Here is a 16538-nt window from a genome sequence, read left to right on the forward strand (position 1 = left end):
GACTGCAGCAGGCGTTCGAAGCGGCCGAACCAGGTCGAGTCGACGAGCTCATCGCGCCCGCCTCGCGCTTTCCGACGCGCGGGCGTCGGCTCTGGGAGCGTTGTCTGCGCAGGGGGTGTCCTGGTTTCCTCGTCCGGGCCACTTGTGTGCTCGTCCGCCGGCCGTAGTCCGGTCGGTGATCCATGGATGACGAGAGTGCTGCGGGGCGCCCTGTGCAGCGACGTGCGCGGCGCCTCGCCTGGATCAGGATTACCGCCTACCTCGCGGCATCGGCCGACCGCTGAAGTCGCGCGTCCCACCCGCCGACCCGTGGCTGACAGCGGCTGGCAGAAAACCCAGGCGGGCGCAAGACGAGAAGCAGTGACCTGCGGCCGATCACGGCGCCGCGAACGAACACTGTATGTCGTAAGCCTGACCGGGACTTCTCGTAACCTTCCGGCCAGCGCCGTCGTCGACGAAACGATCGCCGGACCCGCCCGGAGTCGACCGAAAGGCGAGACAACACATGATTTCCTCACGACGCTTCGCATCGTGAGGAAATCATGGAATCAAGGTTGAAAAAGACATCCCCGTCGACTATTTCACCTCCACACTCTTGAGCCCTATCCTGAACAGAGCGCCATTGCCGACGGACGGGCATGACTGTGTCTCACCCTGAACGTGGAGGTGGGGATGAGGCTGACCGATGATCACGTCGCGTTGCTGGGCGTGGACGGGATGACGGTCTCCGCGACGACGAGCGGGGCCGCAGAGCTGGCATGGTCCTCCGATGAGGCCAGCGCCCGGCTCGACGACGAACAATTCACCTTCGGGGAAGGCCCTGTCGTCGACGCGATCGACACCGGCGCACCGGTGCTGTGCTCGGCACTGGACGTGACCGCGCGTTGGCCCGGTTTCACCGCGGCCGCGTTGAAACGGGACGTGCACGCGGTTTTCGCGTTCCCGGTGATGCTCGGTGCGATCACCATCGGCGCGCTGATGTGTCATCGGCGTGCGGCCGGGTCGATGAACAACGCCGCGATGACCAAAGCTCTGGCACTGGCGGATTCCCTCACGCCGGCGTTGTTGACAAGCCCGGACGACTCTGCGGAGGAAGTGTGGTCGCAGCAACTCCATCGCGCCGAGGTACACCAGGCTACCGGCATGATCAGCGTCTTCCTGGACGTTTCGCTCGCCGAGGCCCTGTCCAGGCTGCGGGCCTACTCGCTCAGCCAGGATCGCCCGATCGCCGAGGTGGCTCGGGACATCGTCGCCAGGCGCCTCAGGCTGCCACGAGACTTCCGCTATTCATGACCTGCATGAGGCCAGGACACAGGAACGGCCAGCGGGCCGGGCGAGGACCTTGAGATGGACAATCGGGACGAACGCTTGGCCGCTACCTTTGTCGAACTCGCCGATACCCTGGTGAGCGACTTCGATCTCGTCGAACTGCTGGACACCCTCGCGATCAGATGTACGGAGTTGCTGGGGGTTTCGGCCGCGGCGCTGCTGCTCGCACCTCCCGGGATCGAACTCCGCCAGGTCGCGGCATCGGATTCGGGCTACGCCCTGTCCGATCTACTGGCCATGGCCCAGCACGATGGTCCAGCCTGGCAAAGCCACCACGAGGTGAGAGTCATCGGACCGATCGACCTGGACGGCGCGCGCACACAGTGGCCCGACTTCACCGAGGCCGCCGAGCGAGTCGGCTACCGGGAGATGTGCGCCGTCCCGATGCGTCTGCGTGACCAGGTCCTGGGCGCGCTGCTCCTGCTGAACATCCATCCCGCGAAACTATCGGCGACCGACGTCCAGCTGGCACAGGCACTCGCCGACGCCGCGACGATCGGCATCCTGCACGAACGAGTCCTGCGGCAGCAGATCGATCTCGTCACCCAGCTGCACACCGCCCTGCAAAGCCGGATCCTGATCGAGCAAGCGAAAGGAATCCTCGCCGCCCGCACCGACACGAGTGTGGACCAGGCCTTCGAACTGATGCGCGGTCACGCCCGCCGCCACCTCCGCCGCACCAGCGACATCGCCCGCCACGTCATCGACACCCGCGGCACACTGCCCGCTCCCGAGAACTCCTAGACCGAGACCATGTTGTCTGCGCCAGGACGACGTACCCCCACCAGGTAGCGCGCACCTCACCCGAGCCGCTGGATCGGCCTACGTGGTGTGGTCGTCCAGGTGCAGGCGCCGGGTAAGGAAGGCGTAGGCACGCAGCCGGGTGAACGCCAGATCGGCTGGCACGGTGAGAGTGTCGGCGAGCAGGCCGGCGGCCTGCTGAACTTCCTTTCCATAGAAGCCAAGGCTGTCGCCCCGACCTGAATCGCTACTGGCCAAGCTCGCCGCGCTGTGCAGCACCAGGGGGCAGTATCGCGTCCCGGACAGACCCCGCCCTCTACGGCACTTACGACACGGTCCAGGACAAGCTCGCCAAGTGACCCGTGAAGGCCGCCTCGAGAGATCCGAAGATCTCTCGAGGCGGTCTTGCCCAAACAGGATTCAAGGGCGGAAGACAGCGCGGACGCAGTCGTCCTTCTTGTTCTTGAACAAGTCGTAACCACGGGGCGCGTCGTCCAGCGGCAACACGTGCGTGGCGAGATGGTCGGTCGAGAGTTCTCCCTTGGCGAGGCGGTCCAGCAACATGGGGATGTAGCGCTGACCGTGTTGCTGCGCGCCGCGCAGGGTGAGGCCCTTGTTCATCATGGCGCCGAGCGGGAATTTGTCGACGAAACCGCTGAACACCCCGAGGACGAACACCGAGCCGCCCTTGCGGCAGTTGTAGATGGCCTCCCGCACGGCGATGGGCCGGTCGGTTTCCAGCTTGAGCTTGCTCTTGACCTGGTCGTAAACGTGCTGTGGTCCGAAGCTGTGGGCTTCACAGCCGACCGCCTCGATGCACACGTCGGGACCCCGGCCACCGGTCGCCTCACGCAGCGCGGCACCCACGTCGGTGTCCGCGTAGTTCAAGGTCTCGACCCCGAAGACCCGCTCGGCCTGGTCGAGCCGGTAGCCCAACCGGTCGATGACGAAGACCCGTTCGGCTCCCAGGAGCTGGGCCGCGCGGGCGGCCATCTGACCGACCGCGCCACAGCCCCAGACCGCGACCACGTCGCCGGGCCGGACGCCGCCGAGATCGGCTCCCATCCAGCCGGTCGGTCCCGAATCCGAAGAGAACAGGGCACTCAGGTCGTCGACGCCTTCCGGGATCGGGATGGCGGTGTGGTCGGCGAAGGGCACCCGGACGTACTCCGCGTGACTGCCCTTGAACCCGCCCATCGCGTGGGAGTAGCCGAAGATGCCACCAGGATCGGCACCCCACAGAGCCTGGGTGATTCCCGGGTTGGTGTTGGTGTTGTCGCACAGCGACCACAGGTCGTGGCCGCAGTACCAGCATTCACCGCAGCCGATGAACGAGCACACCACCACCCGGTCACCGACCTTGTGCCGGGTCACCCCGGGGCTGGTTTCGACGACCTCGCCCATGAATTCGTGCCCGATCACGTCACCCGCCTGCATGAAGGGGATGTGCCCGGTCAGCAGATGCAGGTCCGAGCCGCAGGACGTGCTGAGCCCTACCTTCAGGATGAGATCCTTGTCGTTCTGGATCCGGGGGTCCGGGACGTTCTGCACCCGGACGTCGTTGACGCCTTCCCAGCAGAGTGCCCTCACAGCCGTCCACCCTTCTGCGCGTTGCGGGTCATCTTTCGCAGGACCTTGCCGAGGGGCCCGGGATGAGTGGACGGAGGATCCGCCTGGAGCACGATTCCCGTTTCGATGAGCGACTTCGCCTTGCGGAGAGCGGAACGCAGATCCCCGCGCGACACCTTGGTCCCGGCCGGGCGGGCGCGCAATTCGGTGCCCTTGTCCCCTGCCGCGGGTACGATGCGCAGTTCGATGTCGTCGCCCAGCCGCGCCAACGGTTCCGGTAGCGAGTCCATCGGCCCCACGTCGTCGGGCGGGCGGTTGACGGTCACCGCGAGCCAATGGTCGTCATGGTCCGCGGCCGGTCCGCGCAAGCCGCGGATGACGGTGACGGCGACCACGCCGGCACCTCCGACGGCGGCCGCGGTGACTGTTCGTGCTGTTGTCATTCGTCTGCCTTTCCTCGCGGATAAGCTCGGGGCTTCGATCAGTCCGGTGGCGGCGGGGTGCGGATCTCGTCAGGCACGGAACCCCCGGGGAAATCTGCCGCGATACCGAGGTTTTCCGCGTAATCGAGACTGTCCGGCCGTGTGTTGTCCACACGCTCCTCCCGCTCACGATCGGTGGCCTCCGCCGTCTCGCCGACGTCCGGACGTTCCTCGGCCAGCCGCTCACCGAGCGGAGCGGGATGTGCCTGTTCCCACGACGTCATGCCGTGCTTGGTCACCCCGCTCCAATGCTCCGGTGGATCCATTCCCTCTTCGAGCGGGTCCACACGCAGCCGGTCTTCATCGAGGTCCTCGGCGCTGTTCAGCGCGGCCGGATCGCTCTCGACCTGATCGGGTGCCCCGGTGTCCTGCGGAGGGTCGTAGGACTGATCGTGCTCGAGCATGGTTTTCCTTTCCTGGCGCCAGGATCAGCGGCCAAGGGCGTTGCGGATGGCGTCGCGGGCCCGGTCCATGATCGCGACGGGCGGGCCGAGCAGGAGGTTCGCGGTCGCGCTCTCGACCCCGGGGTGGGGGTGGGTCGGCGCGATCGCCTCCGCCACCCGTACGGTCGCGGCCATCGCGCGCAGCCTGTCCGGTCCATGCGCCACGCGCAGCAGCGGGAACTCCTCCTTTTCCTCGTGTTCGGCGTGGGCGAGAACGTCTTCGCGCAGCTGGACGAGCAAGGTGTCGAAGCCTTCCGCGTCCGGGCCCATCTCGGTCAGGGTGACCAGCAACCGCTTGGCGCGGTGTTCCTCGCCGATCCGGGCTTCCACGACGTGCTCGCCATCCTGAAGAGCCCGCACTTCGGGATGGACCACCTCCTCTTCCGCCGTCTCGTGCACGGCGAGCAACCGCACCAGGTCGCGGAACAGGTCCCGGCGCCGTTCTCCTTCCGCGGTCTCCAGCTCGGTGAACAGCAGCCGTATTTCGTCGTGCTGGCGGTGCAGCAAGGCGATGACGTCTTCGTTTTCTTTGTCGGCCACGGATTTCTTCCCTCTTGTCCGGCGGACGTTTCGGTTTCCGGCGGGTTCCCCCATCACCGCGCTTCACACCTCACCGCGAAAAGTGTGGGAACCGAGTGGCCGGGTACACGCGTGCGACGCCCCGGACGAAGGACAGGTACCGCGATGACTCAGACGCCGTCACGGCTCGCCCCGGTCCCGCACGCACCTCGCCGGACAGGCAAGCGGGGGAACGCCCTGCTGAAGCTGATGAGGACGACGGACCCGAAGACGATCGGCGTGGTGTACATGGTCACGTCGTTCGGGTTCTTCCTGATCGGCGGGCTGACGGCGCTCCTGATGCGCGGCGAACTGGCCAGGCCCGGGCTGCAGTTCCTGTCGCCGGAGCAGTACAACCAGCTGTTCACCATGCACGGCACGATCATGCTGCTGCTCTACGCGACACCGAACGTGTTCGCCTTCGCCAACTTCCTCGTGCCCCTCCAGATCGGATCGCCTGACGTCGCCTTTCCCCGGCTGAACGCCTTCTCGTACTGGCTGTACCTGTTCGGCGCGCTGATCGTGCTCAGCGGATACCTGACCCCGGGCGGGCCACCGGACTTCGGCTGGACCGCCTACACGCCGCTGTCCACCGCCGTGCACTCACCGGGAGTGGGCGGAGACCTCTGGATCGCGGGGCTGATCGTGACCGGACTCGGCACGATCCTCGGCGCGGTCAACATGGTCACCACGATCGCCTGTCTGCGCTGTCCGGGAATGCTCATGTGGCGAATGCCGATCTTCACCTGGAACATCCTGTTCACCAGCATCCTGATCCTGATCGCGTTCCCGATCCTGACCGCGGCGCTGTTCGGGCTGATGGCCGATCGTCACCTCGGGTCGCACGTGTTCGATCCGGCCAACGGCGGGGTGATCCTGTGGCAGCACCTGTTCTGGTTCTTCGGCCATCCCGAGGTCTACATCGTCGCGTTGCCGTACTTCGGCATCGTCAGCGAGATCGTCCCGGTGTTCAGCCGGAAACCGTTGTTCGGCTACAAGACCATGGTCTTCGCGACCATCGCCATCACCGCACTGTCGGCGGCGGTGTGGGCGCACCACATGTTCGCCACCGGCGCGGTCCTGCTGCCGTTCTTCTCGATCATGACCTTCCTCATCGCCGTGCCGACCGGGATCAAGTTCTTCAACTGGATCGGCACCATGGGGAAAGGACAGCTAACCTTCGAATCACCGATGCTGTGGTCCATCGGATTCCTTGTGACGTTCCTGCTCGGCGGGCTCACCGGGATCATCCTCGCCTCCCCGCCGCTGGACTTCCACATCCACGACACCTACTTCGTCGTGGCGCATTTCCACTACGTCCTGTTCGGCACCATCGTGTTCGCCACCTTCGCCGGAATCTACTTCTGGTTCCCCAAGATCACCGGCCGCATGATGAACGAGGGACTGGCGAAATGGCATTTCTGGACCACATTCATCGGCTTCCACACCACGTTCCTCGTCCAGCACTGGCTCGGCAACGCCGGAATGCCGCGTCGTTACGCCGACTACCTGCACAGCGACCAGTTCACCGGCATGCACACGGCCTCCACGATCGGTGCGTTCCTGCTCGGCCTTTCCGTGCTGCCGTTCATCTGGAACGTGGTCAAGAGCTACCGGTACGGCGAACCGGTGGACGTCGATGACCCGTGGGGACACGGGAACTCCCTCGAATGGGCCACCACCAGCCCGCCACCCCGGCACAATTTCCTCGAATTACCCCGGATTCGCTCCGAACGCCCCGCTTTCGAACTGCACTACCCGCACATGATCGAACGCATCCGCGACGAAGCACACCGCACCACCGGGCACCCTGGGGATGCCGCGGATCCGGCCGAAATCGCCGCCTCGGCCACCCAGCCGGACGACCAGGGCCCCAGCAGCGACCCGCGCGGACGCTGACGCTGTCACGCCGATTCGGGAACCAGCGCCCGGTCGATCCCGGATCGCAGCCGGCGGCGCAGTTCGACGACCAGGGCGGGATCGGCGTAGGCCAGCGTTTCGAGGTCGACCTCTCGCGGTATCGGCACTTCGGCGGGGAGCAGCGAGTCCAGGACCAGCCCTGCCGCGCACAAGGCCAGCGCGTCGTCCGCCGCCGGCGGCAGATCCACCACCTCACGGAGCCACGGTGTCACCAGCACCTTGCGTTGCTCCGACGTGAGGTCGGCGGACATCTCATCCTCGGGCGGCTTCACGCCGACCACGGTGCCCGGCCGGTCGACGCCACCAAAGCAGCGCACCGTGACAGCGAGATGTGCCGACGGCGCGCCATCTCCCTCAGCTCACCACCAGCCCGCTCACGGTTGACACCCCGAGCGACCAAAATGGCCTCCGCCCGCTCGACATCACCAACGGGCACGATCGCTTTCCTGCGAAACAACACTACGTTTCCTCCAGCGGCACTCCACGACGACTCACGACATCTACCCACGAGCCCCGTACCTCAATCGTGAAACTTGCGGCCGCGGGCCCGGTTTCCCGGCACGTGCTTACCACCATCGGCGCCGTTCTCGCCGTCATGGGTGTGGTTCTCGCGATTCTCGGCGGCACGGGACGCAAGGTGGACGGCCGCGCCCGCTGGTTCTGAGCCGATCGTCGTGGGAATCGACGGCCCCGGTCCACGTTTCACCGACGTCGACCGAGCGATCACCGAGCTGATCGGCCTGTGCGGCGGATTCTCGCTGGCGCTCGGACTGATCGCGGCCCGTATCCGAACCGACCCTGACCTTCTGACCGACCTCGTCACCGAACTCCGGGACCTCGGTCTGGAGGCTCTGGAGTCCGACGACCCCACCGCCAGCCTGCCCACGGTTCTGTCCTGGTCACTGCGCCACCTCACCGACAGGCAGCCCGCGCTGTTTGGTCTGCTGGGCATCGCGCCGGCCCTGATACCACACTGCCGGCCGTGGTCTCTCTCACCGACCGGCCAGCAGCTGGGGCACGTTCAGTGTTGTCGGGGATGGAGGATGCGTCTTTCCGCGAGTGCCAATACGCCGTCAGTTGACGAGAGAGTCGTTCGAACAGCTACACGCAGCGGGCCCCGACGAGAAGCATTGCCAGGAGACGACGAGGTCCACCGAGTCGCGTCGGACTCAGGTCGCCGGGCCCTGCGTCGACGGCGCCGCGGAGATCACCGTGTCCAAAGCCCGGCGGGAGGTGCTGAGGTCCTCGATGGCCTGGTCGATCCGATCGCGCTCCCGTCGCAACTGCGCGATGAGGTCCGGGCAGGTCGGCACCAGCCTTTCGCCGTCCTCGCGGATGCACGGCAACACCGAGGAGATCGTCGCGGTGGACAACCCAGCGGCCAGCAGACCCCGGATCCTGCGCACCACGGCGACGTCGGAGGTCGGGTACTCCCGGTAACCGCTCGGTCGGCGTTGCGGCCGAAGCAGCCCCTGCTCTTCGTAGTAGCGCAACAGCCGATGGCTCACGCCGCTGCGCCGGGACAACTCGCCGATCCTGATCGTCCGCACCGACACTGCGACTCCCGCCACACCACAGTTGACTCTCACATCCATGTCAGACTCTACGGTCCGCCGTATGACACCCGCAACGACCTCACCCCGCACTCCAGCACCGACGGCGACAAGACGGGCCGTCCCGATCATCGCCGGATTCCTCTTGTGCATCTTCGCGATCGGCACGGCCGAACTACTGGTGAGCGGCCTACTGCCACAGATCGCGGCCGGCGTGCAGGTGTCCGTCGCCGGCACCGGCCAACTCGTCACCGCCTACGCCCTCGGCGTGGTCATCGGCGGCCCGCTGATCACCGTGCTCACCGCGCGGATGCCCCGTAAAGGCCTGGTGCTCAGCCTGATCGTGCTGTTCATCGCCGGGAGCCTGCTCAGCGCGGCGGCGACCTCCTATGGCCTGCTGGTGGCCGGCCGCGTGCTGTCCGCGCTGGCTCAAGGAACACTGTTCGCCATCTCCATGGTCGTGGTCACGACCGTCGTGCCACCGGACCGGGCTGGGCGCGCCATCGCCATCGTGGTCTCCGGGCTCACCGTCGCGACCGTGCTCGGGGTTCCCCTCGGGGCGCTGCTCGGCCAGGCATTCGGCTGGCGAATGCCGTTCCTGGTCATCGCGGTCATCGCCGCCGCTGGCGGCGCGGTCCTTGCCGTGGCGATGCCGCGCACACCAGCGCCGACCACCGGCGCCCGATCCGAGCTTCGGGTCCTGCTGCGTCGCCCGGTGCTGCTGGCCATCGCGACCACCGCCATCGGCTTCGCCGGGGTCGGCGTCGTCCTGACCTACCTCATGCCTCTGTTGACTCAGGTCAGTGGTTTCTCCGGTGGCATGGCGTCCGCTCTCCTGCTCGCCTACGGCGTCGGCAGCCTGCTGGGCAACCTCGCCGCCGGCCGGCTCACCGATATCTCACCGATCATGACCGTGCGGATCGTGTTCCTCGGCCTGACGGTGATCCTCGCCGTGCTGCCGTTCGCCGCACCCTCGCAGCCGGCCACCATCGTCGCCGTGCTCGTCTTCGGCTTGCTGGCCACCGCCACGATCGCCCCGTTACAGGGCCTGATCCTCCGACACGCCGCTGACGCGCCCACCCTGTCGGTCGCCGTCAACGTCAGCGGGTTCAACCTCGCCAACGCATTCGGCGCCGCACTCGGAGGCGGCATCGTCGCCGCGGGCGCGTTGCGCTGGACCGGCCTGGCCGGAGCCATCCTTGCGCTGGCCGGTCTAGGCCTGTCCTGGCTGGCCACGTCGCGCACTACAACCGCTTTCCGGGAACCTGTCAGTCACCACCTAGAGTCCCGACAGTGAAGATCTGGACGGAGCCACCCGCCGAGACCGACGTTGAAGCCGTTGTTCACCGCTACTTCAGCCTTCTGCGGGACGGGAAGACCACCGAGGCCGAACAACTCGTCGATCACACGTCGGTCAAGCACGTGCTCAAATCGCTCTGGTCGGGTTCGGTCGGTGCGAGTCTCGACACGGAGCCCGCCGCCGGCGAGTGGGAACGCGACTTGTCCTGGCTGGCCGAGCTCGCCCTGGGAAACTTCGCCTGGAATGACTCCAGGAGCAATCTCTACGTCGAGATCACCTTCCGCGAGCGGACAATCGAGGTGGCCTTGGGCTTCTGGATCAAACCTGTCGACGACGGCTGGGTCGTCTCGGGACCCTCCACGCTCTGGTAGGACGCATCGAGCGAGGGGCGCAATAATCGTCTGGGCTTGATCAACGAAGGCCGGCGTGACCTCGCGAGGCCGTGGGAGGCTGGTCGAGGAAGCTCTCGCGGCGCACCGGGAGCCCGGCTTTCGAAGCGGCTGGCGCTTGTACCTATCGTTGTGAAAGTTATGCCGGTCACCGGCTTGGCGGATTACGAGCCCTGGGAATTTAACCGCGACATTCCGTCAAGTCGGTAGACCGTGAGAGAAGTCGCGTCGAACGACGCTCGCAAGACGCGGTAATCCATGCCGTGCAGCCAGCACCGGACATGACGTCAGAGTTCGATAGACATACGTCGATTCACGCCCCCCCGTTGACTTCCGGCTGACCTGGCGGCCGAGTTTTGCGACGTGTCGTTTAGTTGTCCCGGGGCGCCTCGGACGATGAGCCGGGCTGACCGCGAACACGTGCCCTGCACGACGCTCGCGCATGAACGGCAGCACCGCTTGTACCGTGGCGGCCACACCGAACACGTTGATGGCGAACTGCGCCCGCAACTCGGACAGCGGTGATTCCTCGAACACTCCCTCTTGTCCATATCCGGCGTTCGCGATGAGCACGTCGATCGATCCGACCTGCGCCTCGATCTCCTCCACGACGGAAAACACCGCGTCGTCGTCGGTGACATCCAGTCGGCGCTCGACGACGACGTGACCGGCGTCGAGCGCCCCTTGAGCGAACGCCCGGCCGAGACCGCTGCCGACATCGGTGATCAGGAAAAGCATGACTACCCTTCAGGTAGGACACGGCACCAGATCTCGACCATCGTCTCGGGCATGCGATCCAGGCCGCCGGGTTGTGTCGACACGTGGTAAAAGTTGCGCTCGGTCATCCAGCACGGGGCCTGCGCGAGCGCCGCCGCGCCGGTCGGACCGTCCTCGTCGGGCAGGCCGGCCGCGACGAGGACACGAGTCATGGCCGCGGTGCGGGCCGTGTTCTCCTCGGCCCTTCGCACGGTGTCGTGCGGGGGCAAGCCAGGGGTCGGCGGACTGCCCGTCCAGGTGCAACGAGGCGACGGTGCGGGCGATCAGCGCGGCGAGAACCTCCTGTTTCGACCCGAAGTAGAAGTACAGCGAACCGCGGGAGATTCCCGCGCCCTTGGCGGTCGACGGCCTTCGGGGCGGCCACCGGAATGAACGCGAAGAGGGCTCGCTCATCCTTTCGCCCGCCGATTAATCCTCAAACTGTCCTGGCCGCCACGATAACCGACGGTATCGGCCGCCTTGCCGCTCCTCCGGCCTTTGGTGGATTGCCATTCCCTGTTCTTTCCTGATGTGCTGCGAGTTCGTCCAAGGGGGAAGGAACACCGTGATAGACGCTGACCATGCGCGGAAGTCGGGTACCGGGCTCATCGGGAGAAACGGGCTGGAACAGGAAATCCGGGACGCACTGCGCCTGACCGGCACGGGGAAAGGCACCGCGTTGCTCCTCGTCGGCAAGAACGGGGTGGGCAAGTCGAGGCTGGCCGCGACCGTCGCGGAGATGGCCGTCGCCGCCGGGATGGCGTGGGGACAGGGCCGGGGCAGCGTGATCGGCCGTTCGGTCGCTTTACGGCCCTTGACCGAAGCGGTGCTGTCCCTGGTCCGCGGCTCCGACGACCTCGACGCCGACGCGCTGCGGATCCATCAGCCCGCCCTGGCCGCCCTGCTCCCGGAATACGCGGGTGCGAGCCCGTCACCAGTGCTGCTGGGCGAAGCGGTGCTGCGCCTGCTCTCCCGTGTCGCACGCGGGCGGGGCTGCGTGCTGATCCTGGAGGACCTCCACGAAGCGGACTACGAGACCCTGGCGGTCGTCGAGTATCTGATCGACAACCTCCGGCGCGAACCGGTGCTGCTGGTGGCCACGATCGGCTCCGAGCCGGGTTCCATGGCTTTGGCCCTGGCCGACGCGGTGGCCACCCGACGCAGCGGGCGGTTCCTCTCCGTACCGCCCCTCGGCTATGCCGACACGCGGCGCCTGGTGTGCTCCCACCTCGGCGTCGAAGGAGTACCGACGGCGGTCGCCGACATCGTCTGGCTGGGCAGTTCCGGCATTCCGCTGCTGATCAGGGCCATCGCCCTCGACCTGGCGAAGAGCGGCTATCTGGGCACCGGCGAAAGCGACACGCGGTGGATGACGTCCCGTACCGGCGAGGCTCCGGGCGAACTCGTCAAAGCCTTGGAGAGGTGGACGGCCACGCTCGATCCGGTGACGCTCGACCTACTGCTGCTGGCGGCGGTGCTGGGACGCCGCTACTCCCCGACGGTGCTGGCGGCGGCCACCGGCCTCGAAGCCGGGGAAGTCAGGAACAGGTTGTCCGGGCTGCTCGGGCGCAAGGCGTACGCGCCCGGACGCCCGGCGGGCACCCGGCTCCCGATCCTGCATCCGCTCCTGATCACCGCACTGCTCGCCCAGCTGTCCCCGGCCCGGCAGGCGGAGCTGGCGAGGCGGGTGGCCGACGCCGTGGAAGCCGCGCATCCCGGGCTCCCCGGGCTGTGGTGCCCGGCCGCCGCGGCCTTGCGCTCCCGTGCCGGGGAACCGGTGGCCGCCAGCCGGTTGTTCGCCGAGGAAGCGCGAAGACAGCTGGTCGAAGCCCGGCTGAGTGCGGCCATGGATCTCGCCGACCGGGCCGTTCTCCTGCCCGCCGGGGATTCTCCCGAGGGCAGGGCGGCGGCTTGGGACGTCCGGCTCGGCGCCCTCGTCGAAGCCGGGCTCGCCGACCGCGCGATGGGCCTGGCGGGCTCGGTGGACGAACTGGTCCGCCGCCTGCCCGGCTCGGGGCAGGCGGGGTTGCACCTCCGGCTCGCCGACGCCGCCTGGCAGACCGGGCGGACGCGAGTGGCGTCGGCCCTGGTGAAACGGGCGAAAATCGCGCTGGGCGACGAATCCGGGGGAATCGGGTACGTGCGGGCGGAGCTGTCCGAAGTACGGTTCGCGCTGGACGCGGCGACGCCCGGCCGGTTGCGGAAGCTGTCGGACACGGTCGCGCGGCTCATCGCGGCGGCCGGAGCCGCGGATCTGCCCGAAACAGCCTGCCGGGGCTGGCCGTTGCTGGGACGTCTGCTCTCCCTGCACGATCCGGCCCGGGCGCGGGAATGCCTCGCCCACGCCGTGGCGATGGCCGTGCACCACCACCGGCCACTCGACGAACTACGCGCGCTGCTGCATCTCCGGTCCTGGGAGGCCATGACCACCGGGGACGTCGACGAGCTGCGCCTCGTCGTGGAGCAAGCCGGTGTAAGGGGCGCCGAGTCCCTCCGTCATCGAGGCACCTTGACCCTGGCGCTGGTGGCGGTGCTGCGCGGCGAGTTCGCCACCGCGGAAGAACTGCTGGACCGGCTGCAGGCGGACTCGACCCGGCTGCGCCTGCACCGGCTCACCCAGCAGGTGCTCCTGCTCCGGACCGTGCTGGCGGGTCATCGCGGACGGACGGCCGAACTGGCGACGGCGAACTTCGCGCTTCGTGCGCAAGGAGGTTTCCAGCCTCAGCATTCCGGCTGGCTACACGGTCTTTCCGGCGCCTTCTGCGCCTTGCTCGCCGAGGATCGGGAGCGCGCGATGCGTGAGCTCGACCTGGCCGCGCGGGCCCAGGTGGTCTCCCTCTCGATCCCCCACCACTCGGGCAAGCACGGACTGAGCCTGCTGCTGCGTGCCTTGCGCGGAGATCTCGACCTCGCCGGCTGGGCGGCCGCCACCGCCGATCCTGCCCATCATCTGCGCTGGGACCGGCAGTTCGCCGCCTTCGCGCGAGCCGTCCTGCTGGGCCGCCGGGGCGACCGCGCGGAGGCGGAGGTCGCGGTCGCCGACGCGGTCGCCCTCGGGGCCCCTTATCCGAACGCGCGGTTCCTCGGACTGCGGTTGGTCGGCGAAGCCGCTCTGGCCGACGGGTGGGGCGCGCCCGTGCGATGGCTGCGTGCGGCGGAGAAGCACTTCGACGGCCTGGCCGTGGGGCAAGCCGCGGGGGCCCTGGTCCGGCGAGCCGGTGCGCGCGCAGGTGCGGCGGTCTTTCCCCCGGAGGTGCGAGCGGCGGGAGTGACCGCGCGTGAGTACGAGGTGCTGCGTCTCTTGGTCGACCGGCTCAGCAACCGGGAGATCGCCGACCTGCTGCATCTGTCCCATCGCACGGTCGAACGGCATGTGTCGAGCCTGATCGCCAAGACGGGCCTGCCGGGCCGCATCGAACTCGGGCGGTTCGCGATCACCGCGGGAGTCGTCCGGATCACCCCGGCACCGGCGCGAGTGCCGACAGCGCCCGACGGTCGATCTTTCCGTTGACCGTCAGCGGCAGCGTTTCCCGGTGGACGCAACGCCGGGGCACCATATGCGGCGGGACCTGGGTGCGCAGCCACCGGCGCACGACCGCCGCGCCCGGGTCCGCCCCGGTGTAGTAACCGGTCAGCTCGTTGTCGGCGCCGGACGGTTTGGCGAGCACGACCGCCTGCCGCACACCGGGATGGCGGCGCAACGCCGCTTCGATCTCACCCAGCTCGACCCGGTAGCCGTGCACCTTGACCTGGTTGTCCCGCCGCCCGAGGCAGACCAGGACATCGTCCTCCCAGCGCACCAGATCGCCCGTGCGGTAGTAGTGCTCCGGGGTCAGAGGCCCCTGTCCGACGTACTCGTCGACGCCCGACGGGCCCGCCAGGAGAAAGCGTCCGAGGTCGTCGGCGGGATCGAGGTAGCCGTCCATGCGCTGGCCTCCCCGCACGCACAGTTCGCCCTCCGCCGCCGGTTCTCCCCGCTCGTCCAGGACCACGAACGCCAGATGCGGGTACACGGCGCCGATGGGCAAGGTCCCGTTGGACGTCGAGGGCCAGTCGGCGGGATCGGCGGGCAACCGGTACTCCGCGCACGCGACGGCGACCTCCGTGGGGCCATAGGAGTTGTGGATGGCTCCCTGCGGCGCGACGCGGCGCCACGCTTCGACCTGCCCGTGGGTCAACGGCTCACCGATGAAGACGCTGTGACGCAGCGACGTGGCGGTGGCGGCCGGGTCCGAGCCGTCGGGCAGGGTGCCGAGGTCCGCGCACACCGAGATCACCGAAGGCACGGAGAACCAGTGCGTGATCCGCCGCCGGATCAGATAGTCGACCGGGGTGAGGAGTTCACGCGGACCGGGGACCACCAGCGTGCCGCCGCCCGACCAGGTGACGATGAGATCGAACACGGACGGGTCGAAAGTGAGGTCGAAGGTGTTGGAGAGACGGCTTCCCGGCTCCACCTCGTACCGCCGCCGGTTGTGCTCGATGTACGGGGAGATGTTGCGATGCCGGGTCGGCACGCCCTTGGGCACCCCGGTGGATCCCGAGGTGAACATGACATAGGCGAGGTCGTCGGTGCTCGCCGCACGGGGCGGCAGGACGTCGCCTGCCGCGGGCAGTCCGAGCAGTTCGGTCTCGCCGATCCGGAGGACGGCCGTCAGGTCTTCGCCCAGCCCGGCGTCGCACTGCGCGGCTCCCGCCGGACTCGCCAGCACCGTGTCGACGCCGGCGATCCGGCACACGGTCGCGTTGCGGGCCACCGGGTAGGCGGGGTTGAGCGGCACCATGACCGCGTCCAGGCGCTGTACCGCTAGGTACCCCACCACGGCCACCAGGTCCTGCCCGGCCAGCAAGCCGATCCGCCGCGGGACCCGGCCCGCCGTCCGGACGAGGTGCGCGGCCAGGGCCTCGGCCCGCTCCGCCAGCTCGGCGTAGCTGAGGACGACCTTCGGGGTCTCCACCGCCGGGAGTCCGGAATGGACGGACACCGATTCGGCGAACCATTGGTACAGCGTGCGATCGGGCACTGTGTCTCCCCTGCCGTTCGGTCCCCGGGCCTGACCGGGCCGAACGTACCGGGACGCCGGTACGGCCACATCCGTGGCGAACACCCAAACCGGGCGCCCGCCCGCCGTCCGGACCTCGCGGGCCGTTGCGCCGAACCGGTGAACCCCGGCGACGCCCGGGCGGGCCGACGTCGGAGAACGTCGATGTGGGTGCCTACCACGCATGTGCCGCACCGGCCCCGGTTGTGACAGTGGCGGCTGTCCACGAACGGCAGGCAGAACGGGCGGTCCATGAGCAGCAATCCCTTCGACGACCCCGACGGCCGCTTCCTGGTGCTCGTCAACCACGAGGACCAGCGTTCCCTGTGGCCCGCCTTCGCCGAGATCCCCGAGGGCTGGCGGGTGGAACTGGGCGAAACCGACCGGCGGCGATGCCTGGACCACATCGAGCGGGTCTGGACCGATCTGCGTCCACGCAGCCTGGCCGACGGCTGA

The 16538-nt window shown here is 68.0% G+C and carries 18 protein-coding genes and 1 pseudogene; 8 read left to right on the plus strand and 11 right to left on the minus strand.

The features are described from left to right. Positions 1–672 precede the first annotated feature (672 nt). The gene (locus tag CFP71_RS18905) at positions 673–1293 is read left to right on the plus strand and encodes a GAF and ANTAR domain-containing protein (protein WP_093935193.1); all 621 of its coding nucleotides are present in this window, start codon (positions 673–675) and stop codon (positions 1291–1293) included. Positions 1294–1347: 54 nt separating this feature from the next. Continuing rightward, the gene (locus tag CFP71_RS18910) at positions 1348–2073 is read left to right on the plus strand and encodes a GAF and ANTAR domain-containing protein (protein WP_093935194.1); all 726 of its coding nucleotides are present in this window, start codon (positions 1348–1350) and stop codon (positions 2071–2073) included. Between the two features lie 78 nt (positions 2074–2151). On the opposite strand, the gene CFP71_RS18915 is transcribed toward CFP71_RS18910, so the two are convergent. The 5 genes from CFP71_RS18915 to CFP71_RS18935 form a co-directional block, all read right to left on the minus strand. Beyond that, a complete protein-coding gene (locus CFP71_RS18915) occupies positions 2152–2349 on the minus strand; it encodes a hypothetical protein (RefSeq protein WP_093935195.1) in 198 nt (65 codons plus the stop codon). Positions 2350–2490: 141 nt separating this feature from the next. After that, positions 2491–3660 carry a zinc-dependent alcohol dehydrogenase gene (locus CFP71_RS18920; protein ID WP_093935196.1) on the minus strand — a complete coding sequence of 390 codons (1170 nt, stop codon included), beginning with the start codon at positions 3658–3660 and terminating at the stop codon, positions 2491–2493. Beyond that, the gene (locus CFP71_RS18925; RefSeq protein WP_208635985.1) at positions 3657–4082 is read right to left on the minus strand and encodes a hypothetical protein; all 426 of its coding nucleotides are present in this window, start codon (positions 4080–4082) and stop codon (positions 3657–3659) included. The genes CFP71_RS18920 and CFP71_RS18925 overlap by 4 nt, the downstream gene beginning before the upstream one ends. A gap of 38 nt (positions 4083–4120) precedes the next feature. Then, a complete protein-coding gene (locus CFP71_RS18930; RefSeq protein WP_093935197.1) occupies positions 4121–4525 on the minus strand; it encodes a hypothetical protein in 405 nt (134 codons plus the stop codon). A 24-nt stretch (positions 4526–4549) separates the two neighbouring features. Continuing rightward, entirely contained in the window at positions 4550–5104 is a 555-nt protein-coding gene (locus tag CFP71_RS18935; protein WP_093935198.1) for a hemerythrin domain-containing protein, read from the minus strand. A 144-nt stretch (positions 5105–5248) separates the two neighbouring features. Between CFP71_RS18935 and ctaD the strand changes: the two genes are divergently transcribed. Further along, the gene (gene ctaD, locus CFP71_RS18940; RefSeq protein ID WP_093935199.1) at positions 5249–7021 is read left to right on the plus strand and encodes an aa3-type cytochrome oxidase subunit I; all 1773 of its coding nucleotides are present in this window, start codon (positions 5249–5251) and stop codon (positions 7019–7021) included. A gap of 5 nt (positions 7022–7026) precedes the next feature. On the opposite strand, the gene CFP71_RS18945 is transcribed toward ctaD, so the two are convergent. Further along, positions 7027–7314, minus strand: coding sequence for a hypothetical protein (locus CFP71_RS18945; protein WP_143267115.1), 288 nt, complete (start codon positions 7312–7314; stop codon positions 7027–7029). A 254-nt stretch (positions 7315–7568) separates the two neighbouring features. Here CFP71_RS18945 and CFP71_RS44210 point away from each other — a divergent pair, with 254 nt between their 5' ends. Beyond that, positions 7569–7706, plus strand: coding sequence for a hypothetical protein (locus CFP71_RS44210; protein ID WP_167406180.1), 138 nt, complete (start codon positions 7569–7571; stop codon positions 7704–7706). Positions 7707–8211: 505 nt separating this feature from the next. On the opposite strand, the gene CFP71_RS18955 is transcribed toward CFP71_RS44210, so the two are convergent. Continuing rightward, the gene (locus CFP71_RS18955; RefSeq protein ID WP_093935233.1) at positions 8212–8583 is read right to left on the minus strand and encodes a MerR family transcriptional regulator; all 372 of its coding nucleotides are present in this window, start codon (positions 8581–8583) and stop codon (positions 8212–8214) included. Between the two features lie 76 nt (positions 8584–8659). Here CFP71_RS18955 and CFP71_RS18960 point away from each other — a divergent pair, with 76 nt between their 5' ends. Both CFP71_RS18960 and CFP71_RS18965 read left to right on the plus strand, forming a co-directional pair. Next, a complete protein-coding gene (locus tag CFP71_RS18960) occupies positions 8660–9892 on the plus strand; it encodes an MFS transporter (protein ID WP_244199729.1) in 1233 nt (410 codons plus the stop codon). Beyond that, positions 9889–10266 carry a hypothetical protein gene (locus CFP71_RS18965; RefSeq protein WP_093935203.1) on the plus strand — a complete coding sequence of 126 codons (378 nt, stop codon included), beginning with the start codon at positions 9889–9891 and terminating at the stop codon, positions 10264–10266. The genes CFP71_RS18960 and CFP71_RS18965 overlap by 4 nt, the downstream gene beginning before the upstream one ends. 216 nt (positions 10267–10482) lie before the next feature. Here CFP71_RS18965 and CFP71_RS44975 read toward each other — a convergent pair whose 3' ends face one another. From CFP71_RS44975 to CFP71_RS45595, 3 genes and pseudogenes are all read right to left on the minus strand, one after another. Continuing rightward, on the minus strand, positions 10483–11022 hold the full coding sequence (locus CFP71_RS44975; RefSeq protein ID WP_244199730.1) for an SDR family NAD(P)-dependent oxidoreductase: 540 nt from the start codon (positions 11020–11022) through the stop codon (positions 10483–10485). Between the two features lie 2 nt (positions 11023–11024). Beyond that, complete coding sequence (locus CFP71_RS44980) at positions 11025–11252, minus strand: hypothetical protein (protein ID WP_244199731.1); 228 nt, start codon at positions 11250–11252, stop codon at positions 11025–11027. A gap of 106 nt (positions 11253–11358) precedes the next feature. Next, positions 11359–11454: pseudogene (locus CFP71_RS45595) on the minus strand (hypothetical protein); the annotation flags it as partial. A 151-nt stretch (positions 11455–11605) separates the two neighbouring features. Between CFP71_RS45595 and CFP71_RS18980 the strand changes: the two are divergent. Beyond that, entirely contained in the window at positions 11606–14551 is a 2946-nt protein-coding gene (locus CFP71_RS18980) for an ATP-binding protein (protein ID WP_167406182.1), read from the plus strand. Here the strand turns inward: CFP71_RS18980 and CFP71_RS18985 are convergent. Then, a complete protein-coding gene (locus CFP71_RS18985; RefSeq protein WP_244199732.1) occupies positions 14496–16064 on the minus strand; it encodes an amino acid adenylation domain-containing protein in 1569 nt (522 codons plus the stop codon). The genes CFP71_RS18980 and CFP71_RS18985 overlap by 56 nt on opposite strands. A gap of 270 nt (positions 16065–16334) precedes the next feature. Here CFP71_RS18985 and CFP71_RS18990 point away from each other — a divergent pair, with 270 nt between their 5' ends. Then, positions 16335–16538: an MbtH family protein gene (locus tag CFP71_RS18990; protein WP_093935206.1), complete on the plus strand. Its 204-nt coding sequence runs from the start codon at positions 16335–16337 to the stop codon at positions 16536–16538.

It is taken from the genome of Amycolatopsis thailandensis (assembly GCF_002234405.1).
Lineage (GTDB): Bacteria > Actinomycetota > Actinomycetes > Mycobacteriales > Pseudonocardiaceae > Amycolatopsis > Amycolatopsis thailandensis.

Coding starts and splice junctions, on each gene's coding strand:
- CFP71_RS18905 (WP_093935193.1), top strand. CDS start 673: ATGAGGCTGACCGATGATCACGTCGCGTTGCTGGGCGTGGACGGGATG.
- CFP71_RS18910 (WP_093935194.1), top strand. CDS start 1,348: ATGGACAATCGGGACGAACGCTTGGCCGCTACCTTTGTCGAACTCGCC.
- CFP71_RS18925 (WP_208635985.1), bottom strand. CDS start 4,082: ATGACAACAGCACGAACAGTCACCGCGGCCGCCGTCGGAGGTGCCGGC.
- CFP71_RS18930 (WP_093935197.1), bottom strand. CDS start 4,525: ATGCTCGAGCACGATCAGTCCTACGACCCTCCGCAGGACACCGGGGCA.
- ctaD (WP_093935199.1), top strand. CDS start 5,249: ATGACTCAGACGCCGTCACGGCTCGCCCCGGTCCCGCACGCACCTCGC.
- CFP71_RS18960 (WP_244199729.1), top strand. CDS start 8,660: ATGACACCCGCAACGACCTCACCCCGCACTCCAGCACCGACGGCGACA.
- CFP71_RS44975 (WP_244199730.1), bottom strand. CDS start 11,022: ATGCTTTTCCTGATCACCGATGTCGGCAGCGGTCTCGGCCGGGCGTTC.
- CFP71_RS18990 (WP_093935206.1), top strand. CDS start 16,335: ATGAGCAGCAATCCCTTCGACGACCCCGACGGCCGCTTCCTGGTGCTC.